Below are 1,138 nucleotides of genomic sequence, written 5' to 3' on the forward strand. Positions count from 1 at the left end.
AAATTCGGCGGTTCGCTCGCGAAGGTGGCGGCGCCCGACCTGGGCGCGATCGTCATCAAGGCCGCGCTCGAGCGCGCGGGTGTGAAGCCCGAGCAGGTGAGCGACGTGATCATGGGTCAGGTGCTGACGGCCGGTTCGGGCCAGAACGTGGCGCGCCAGGCATCGATCAAGGCGGGCCTGCCCGCGGCCGTTCCCGCCATGACGATCAACAAGGTGTGCGGCTCGGGCCTGAAGGCGGTGATGCTCGCGGCCAACGCGATCATCGCGGGCGATTCGGACATCGTCGTGGCCGGCGGCCAGGAGAACATGAGCGCCGCGCCGCACGTGCTGCCGGGCTCGCGCGACGGCTTCCGCATGGGCGACGCGAAGCTCATCGACAGCATGATCGTCGACGGCCTGTGGGACGTGTACAACCAGTACCACATGGGCGTGACGGCAGAGAACGTCGCGAAGGAATACGGCATCACGCGCGAAGAACAGGACGCGTTTGCGGCGCTCTCGCAGAACAAGGCGGAAGCCGCGCAGAAGGCGGGCCGTTTCGACGAAGAGATCGTCTCGGTGGAAATTCCGCAACGCAAGGGTGAGCCGCTGCAGTTCAGGACCGACGAGTTCGTGCGCCACGGCGTGACGGCCGAATCGCTCGCGGGCCTGAAGCCGGCGTTCAACAAGGAAGGCACGGTGACGGCGGCGAACGCGTCGGGCATCAACGACGGCGCAGCCGCGGTCGTGGTGATGTCGGCGAAGAAGGCCGAGGCGCTGGGCCTCACGCCGCTCGCGCGCATCAAGGCGTACGCCAGCGGCGGCGTCGATCCGAAGGTGATGGGCATGGGCCCGGTGCCGGCGTCGAAGCGGGCGCTGGAGCGCGCGGGCTGGTCGGTGAACGATCTCGATCTCATGGAGATCAACGAGGCGTTCGCGGCGCAGGCGCTGGCCGTGAACAAGCAGATGGGCTGGGACACGTCGAAGATCAACGTGAACGGCGGGGCGATTGCAATCGGTCACCCGATCGGCGCGTCGGGCTGCCGGATTCTCGTGACGCTGCTGCATGAAATGCAGCGCCGCGACGCGAAGCGCGGCCTGGCCTCGCTGTGCATCGGCGGCGGCATGGGCGTGGCGCTCGCGCTCGAGCGCGCTTGAT

1 protein-coding gene is annotated in these 1,138 nt (G+C 68.1%); it reads left to right on the forward strand.

Annotation, left to right across the window (positions count from 1 at the left end):
* A partial coding sequence (locus ACOJB8_RS41075) for an acetyl-CoA C-acetyltransferase (protein WP_475017972.1) occupies window positions 1-1,137 on the forward strand: 1,137 nt, incomplete at its 5' end.
* Window position 1,138 lies beyond the last annotated feature (1 nt).

This window comes from Paraburkholderia sp. BR10141, from assembly GCF_056155635.1.